6 protein-coding genes are annotated in these 4,827 nt (G+C 72.0%); 1 reads left to right on the forward strand and 5 read right to left on the reverse strand.

Annotated elements, in window-relative coordinates; all coding sequences use genetic code 11:
• Nucleotides 1-101: 101 nt before the first annotated feature.
• Together ETD86_RS52570 and ETD86_RS52575 are read right to left on the reverse strand one after the other, a co-directional pair.
• A complete protein-coding gene (locus tag ETD86_RS52570) occupies nucleotides 102-1,205 on the reverse strand; it encodes an MBL fold metallo-hydrolase (protein WP_246149499.1) in 1,104 nt (367 codons plus the stop codon).
• A 117-nt stretch (nucleotides 1,206-1,322) separates the two neighbouring features.
• A complete protein-coding gene (locus tag ETD86_RS52575; RefSeq protein WP_138674104.1) occupies nucleotides 1,323-2,111 on the reverse strand; it encodes an oxidoreductase in 789 nt (262 codons plus the stop codon).
• A 106-nt stretch (nucleotides 2,112-2,217) separates the two neighbouring features.
• Here ETD86_RS52575 and ETD86_RS52580 point away from each other — a divergent pair, with 106 nt between their 5' ends.
• Nucleotides 2,218-2,790, forward strand: a complete 573-nt coding sequence (locus tag ETD86_RS52580) for a TetR/AcrR family transcriptional regulator (protein WP_246149500.1) — start codon at nucleotides 2,218-2,220, stop codon at nucleotides 2,788-2,790.
• 6 nt (nucleotides 2,791-2,796) lie between these two features.
• Here the strand turns inward: ETD86_RS52580 and ETD86_RS52585 are convergent, their stop codons facing one another.
• The 3 genes from ETD86_RS52585 to ETD86_RS52595 form a co-directional block, all read right to left on the reverse strand.
• A complete protein-coding gene (locus tag ETD86_RS52585) occupies nucleotides 2,797-3,480 on the reverse strand; it encodes a DUF3152 domain-containing protein (protein ID WP_246149501.1) in 684 nt (227 codons plus the stop codon).
• Nucleotides 3,481-3,579: 99 nt separating this feature from the next.
• Entirely contained in the window at nucleotides 3,580-4,074 is a 495-nt protein-coding gene (locus tag ETD86_RS52590; RefSeq protein ID WP_138674105.1) for a hypothetical protein, read from the reverse strand.
• Between the two features lie 130 nt (nucleotides 4,075-4,204).
• The coding region (locus ETD86_RS52595; protein ID WP_211370889.1) for an NAD(P)/FAD-dependent oxidoreductase at nucleotides 4,205-4,827 on the reverse strand (623 nt) is incomplete at its 5' end.

Raw genomic sequence — 4,827 nt, forward strand, 5'->3', positions numbered from 1 at the left:
GCCGCGAGCTGGATCGGCGCACGCGGTCGCCGGGCGCGGAGCTGGACCGGCCCGGCTGACGGCCCGCGATCGGGCGGGTGGCCCCGGCCGGGGCCACCCGCTCAGCTCAGCGTCTCCCACCACCCGTCCACCGCCGGCGCCGCCGTGGTGTCCACGGCCTCACCCGGTCGCGGCACGACGATCTTGACGTCACGCGCCTTGGCCTCGCGCCAGAGCCGCTCCACCGGCTCCGCCCACGGGTGCAGAGCGAGGGTGAACGTCGCCCAGTGCACCGGCAGCAACAGCCCACCTCCGAGATCGAGGTGGGCGTTGACGGCTTCTTCAGGGTTCATGTGGATGTCCGGCCAGGCGGGGCTGTAGGCCCCGATCGGCATCAACGTCAGATCGAACGGCCCATGCGCCGACCCGATGCCCCGGTACCCCGCGAAGTATCCGGAGTCGCCCGCGTAGAAGACCCGCTTGCTCGCCCCGGCCACCACCCAGGATCCCCACAAGGTGTCGTTGCGGGTGAGCGCCCGCCCCGAGAAGTGCCGGGCCGCCGTGGCGACGAAGCGCAGCCCGGCCACCTGGGCCTCTTCCTCCCAGTCGAGCTCGATGATCCGGTACGCGGGCACGCCCCACCGCTCCAGGTGCGCCCCGATGCCCAGCGGCACCAGGAACGGCGCCTTCTGCGTCCTGGTCAGCGAACGCACGGTCGCCAGATCGAGATGGTCGTAGTGGTCGTGCGAGATCGCGACCGCGTCGATCGTGGGCAACTCGCCGATCGCCACCGGCACCGGATGGTGCCGCTTCGGGCCGACCAGCTGCGAGGGGGAGGGCCGCCTGCTCCACACCGGGTCGAACAACACCCGCCTGCCCTCGATCTCCACCAGCGTGGACGCGTGACCGTACCAGACGGCGCGCACGCCATCGGCGGGAGGCGGTCCCGACGGTGGGACGCGCATGGGCACGGAACCCGCGGGGCGGCGCTCCTCCTTGTTCTTGGCCAGCTCGCCGAGCAGGTTGACCGGCGGCGTGGTCATCAAATGCGTCGGCTCGGGCATCGGGTTGAAAAAGGTGCCGTCCCTGAACTGCGGCGAACGCCGCATCCGCGCCGCCCGGTCCGGACCCGAGCTCAGCGGCCGCGCACCGAGCTCGGCCGGCACGTCACGCAGCGCCCACCCGGCCGCCGCCAGGGCCGCGCCCCCCGCCAGAATCCGCCGCACCGTCGAGCTCCGCCGCCTACCCGCCATCGCTGCACTCTCCCCCTTGAAGTCGGTTCACTTGGCTCAACCGGGCGACGACCTCCCGGTGTTCCCACACCTACGATATATCGCGATAGGTCAGACCGTCTTGATCGCCCCGCCGTCGATCACGTAATCGGCGCCGCTGACGCTTCCGGCGTGCGGCGACGCCAGCCACGTCACGAGGGCGGCGACCTCCTCGGGCTCGATGAACCTGCCCGTCGTCACCCCGGCGGCGGACGGCAGCCCGGCCAGGAACCGCTCGTGCTCCACTCCGTGCGCGGCGGCCACCGCGGCGCCGTAGCTGCCGGGGCCCTCCCACATCGAGGTGCGGACGAGGCCGGGCGAGATCGTGTTCACCCGCACCCCCTGCGGCCCGAACTCCTCCGACAACGCCTTGCCGAACGCGGTCAGCGCTGCCTTGGCCGTCGTGTACGGCATCGGGCCGCTGTGTGGCAGCCTGGCGCCGATCGAGGAGATGTTGATCACCGCGCCGCGCCGTCCGATGAGGGTCCTCAGCGCGGCCCTGGTGGCGCGCACCGCGCTGAGGAAGTTCAGGTCGTACGTCTGCCGCCACTGGTCGTCGGCGAAGCCGAGGAACCCGCCGGTCTGCCCCTCGCCTCCGTCGCCGCCGCCCACGTTGTTGACCAGCAGATCGATCCCGCCCAGCTCGGCCAGCGCCCGGTCGATCACCTCGGCGGGGCCGTGCGCGGTGGACAGGTCGGCCGCCACCGCGACCGCGCCGGTCTCCTTCAGCTCGGGCGAGATCGTCCGCGCGGCGGCCACGACCCGCATCCCCTCGCCCGTCAGCGCCTGGACGATCGCCAGCCCCAGGCCCCTGCTCGCGCCGGTCACCACGGCCGTCTTGCCGGTAAGCCGCATGTCCATGATTCTCCTCCACGAGGTGCGTCAGTTATGACGCTATGACTCTACAACTTGCAACACTAATGACGCAAGTAATGAGTTAATGGCGACGTTGTCGTACCCTGTGGGGGTGAGTGAGACAACGCGGGTGATGCGGTCCGACGCGGCGCGAACGGTGCGGGCCATCCTGGAGGCGGCCGAGCGCGTGCTCAGCAAGAACCCGGCGGCCAGCATGGAGCAGATCGCCGAGGCCGCGGGGGTGGCGCGCACGACCGTGCACCGGCGGTTCGCCTCGCGGGAGGCGCTGGTGGACGCCATGGCGGCGTGGGCCACCAGGAAGTTCGCCGAGGCCGTCGAGTCCGCGCACCCGGAGAGCACGCCGCCGCTGGTCGCGCTCTACCAGGTCACGGCCAGCGTGCTGAAGGTCAAGAGCGACTGGGGGTTCGCGATGAGCCGGGCACTGTCGGACGACCCGGAGGTGGCCCGGGTGCACGCGGACGTCGAGGAACGCTGCGACCGCCTCTTCAGGCGGGCGCAGGCCGCCGGCGTGCTGCGGGCCGACGTGGATACCGGCTGGGCCAGGCGGGTCTACTACGCGCTGATCCACGAGGCCGCCCAGAGCCGCGACGCCGAGCCCGACGCCCTCGCCACCCGCGTGGTGGACACGCTGCTGCGGGGCGTCGGCACCGGCCAGGGCCTGTAGCGCTTCTCAAGGAACGCCGCGGTCGGGGAAGGGCCACGGGTTCGGGCGGCAGCGGCCCAGTGACTTCGACTGCTGGGCCATGACCGGGGCGAGCCGTCCGGGACCGGGGCACGTCCGGTGGTGGTGTCCGAGCGCGTGGCCGACCTCGTGGTTGATCAGATAGGCCCGGTACGCGGTCAGGTCACCCCGGTACTGCGGCACGCCTTCGATCCACCGGCGGGCGTTGATGATCGAGCGGGTCCCGTTCCAGCAGGACAGCTCGCCGCCGGTGCGCAGCGGCAGGCACTGGCGGACGGTCAGGCGGGGGCTGGACAGAGCGACCCGCACCCGCGCCGGGCCGCGGTCGACCCGCTGGAAGCGCGCCCATCCGCGCACGTCGTTGAGTATGCGATGCACCTCGGCGGCGAACGCGCGAACGTCGAACGGCAGTCCGCGCTCCACCTCGACCAGATACCGGACCAGCGCCCCGCGACCGGGTCTGGCGGGCGCGGCTCCGCGCACGACCGCGTACCTACCGGAGGCGGCATACGGCACCTTCGGCGGGGGCGGCTCGGGCACGGCGGGAGGAGGCGGCGGCGCGACGGAAGGGACCGGGGCGGCCGGAGGGCTGGGCGCTGGCCGCGGGGACGGGTCCGCAGCGCATCCGGCGGCGAGCAGCAGCACGAGCATGAGCAGCGCGAACAGCGGCAACGCGGCCTCCCCACGGCATCACGGTGGGGAGGAGTCCGACTATACGGAGCCGCTTCATCACATATGGTCACCGGGGTAGGCGGAAGCGCAGCTCCGGCACTAGTTGACGCAGTCCTGCGTGTCGAGCGCGAGGATCAACTGCCTGACCTTGCCCTTGGAGGCGAGGAATGCGTAGTAGGCCTTGGGGTTGCGCGGGACGGAGGTGTACGGGAATCCGCTCGCGGAGGTCTTCAGGCGCGGGTAGGCCCGCTTGACCTGCCGCATCGTGGAGCCGATGCCGATGCCCTCAGGGGTCTTGATCCCCTTCTGCGCGAAGATGACGGCCACGCCGCGCTTCTTGGAGATGTACAGGCCCACGCGATCCTTACCGGTGGGGTACTGCTTCAGATCCCAGCCGGAGCACGGCGCGGCTCCGCCGCCCGCCTTGCGCACGATCTTCCCGGTGCCCCTGGCCTGCTTCAGGCCCATCCCGAGCTTGATCGCGCCGTAGCCGTACGGCCCCAGCGTGGGCTTGGCGGTCGTCTGGGCGAGCGCGGGGGTGCCGGCGGCGACTAACGCCCCGCCCGCCAGGATCGCGACGAGCATCTTTCTCATGACGACTTTCCTTTCATGCGAGATGTCCCCGAGACCGGAGCCAACGGTCCCGTGGTGGATTCGCGCACCGGCTCATGGCGGATGAAGAGAGCACCATCAGGGCCTAGTGGCACAGATCAAACGGTCCTGTTCAGGCGCGGGGCGGCGCGTACGGCGTGACGTCGAGCGGCGGCTCCTCGCCGAGGGCGAGCGCGGCGGCGATCTGGCCGGCGAACGGGCCTACCGTCAGTCCGTACGCGGACAGACCCGTCGCGACCACCACGCGGCCGGTCAGCGGGCCGATCAGGGCCGGGCCGGGCGCGTACACCGGCCGCAGGCCGACCCGCGTCTCCGTCACCGACGCCCCGAACAGCCCCGGCGCCACTCGCAACCCCGCCTCGATCAGCTCATCCAGGCCGCCCATCGTGACCCGCGGCGCGAACCCGACGTCCTCCACCGTCGCGCCGATCAACACCCGCGAGTCCGAGAAACCCAGCAGGTACGGGCCGGCGCTCGGCAACACGATCGGCCACCACGCGGTGTCGACGCCCTCCAGCGTCACGTGCAGGATCTGCCCTCGCCGCGGGAACACGGGCAGCTCCACTCCCATCGGCCGGCACACCTCGCCCGTCCACGCACCGGCCGCGACGATCACCATGTCGGCGTCGAGCGGAACGCCCTCGCCGGAGAACCGGCGGGCCGACCCCATGGTCGCGGGCGGTGCGGCGGAGGGGGTGAGCGGCGCGGCCTGCCGCCACGACGTGGTCTCGCCGC

Source organism: Nonomuraea turkmeniaca (genome assembly GCF_005889735.1).
GTDB classification, from domain to species: Bacteria; Actinomycetota; Actinomycetes; order Streptosporangiales; family Streptosporangiaceae; genus Nonomuraea; species Nonomuraea turkmeniaca.

What these genes read in the sequence shown, in the direction of transcription:
- ETD86_RS52590 (WP_138674105.1), bottom strand. Translation starts at nt 4,074, where the DNA reads ATGAGAAAGATGCTCGTCGCGATCCTGGCGGGCGGGGCGTTAGTCGCC.
- ETD86_RS52575 (WP_138674104.1), bottom strand. Translation starts at nt 2,111, where the DNA reads ATGGACATGCGGCTTACCGGCAAGACGGCCGTGGTGACCGGCGCGAGC.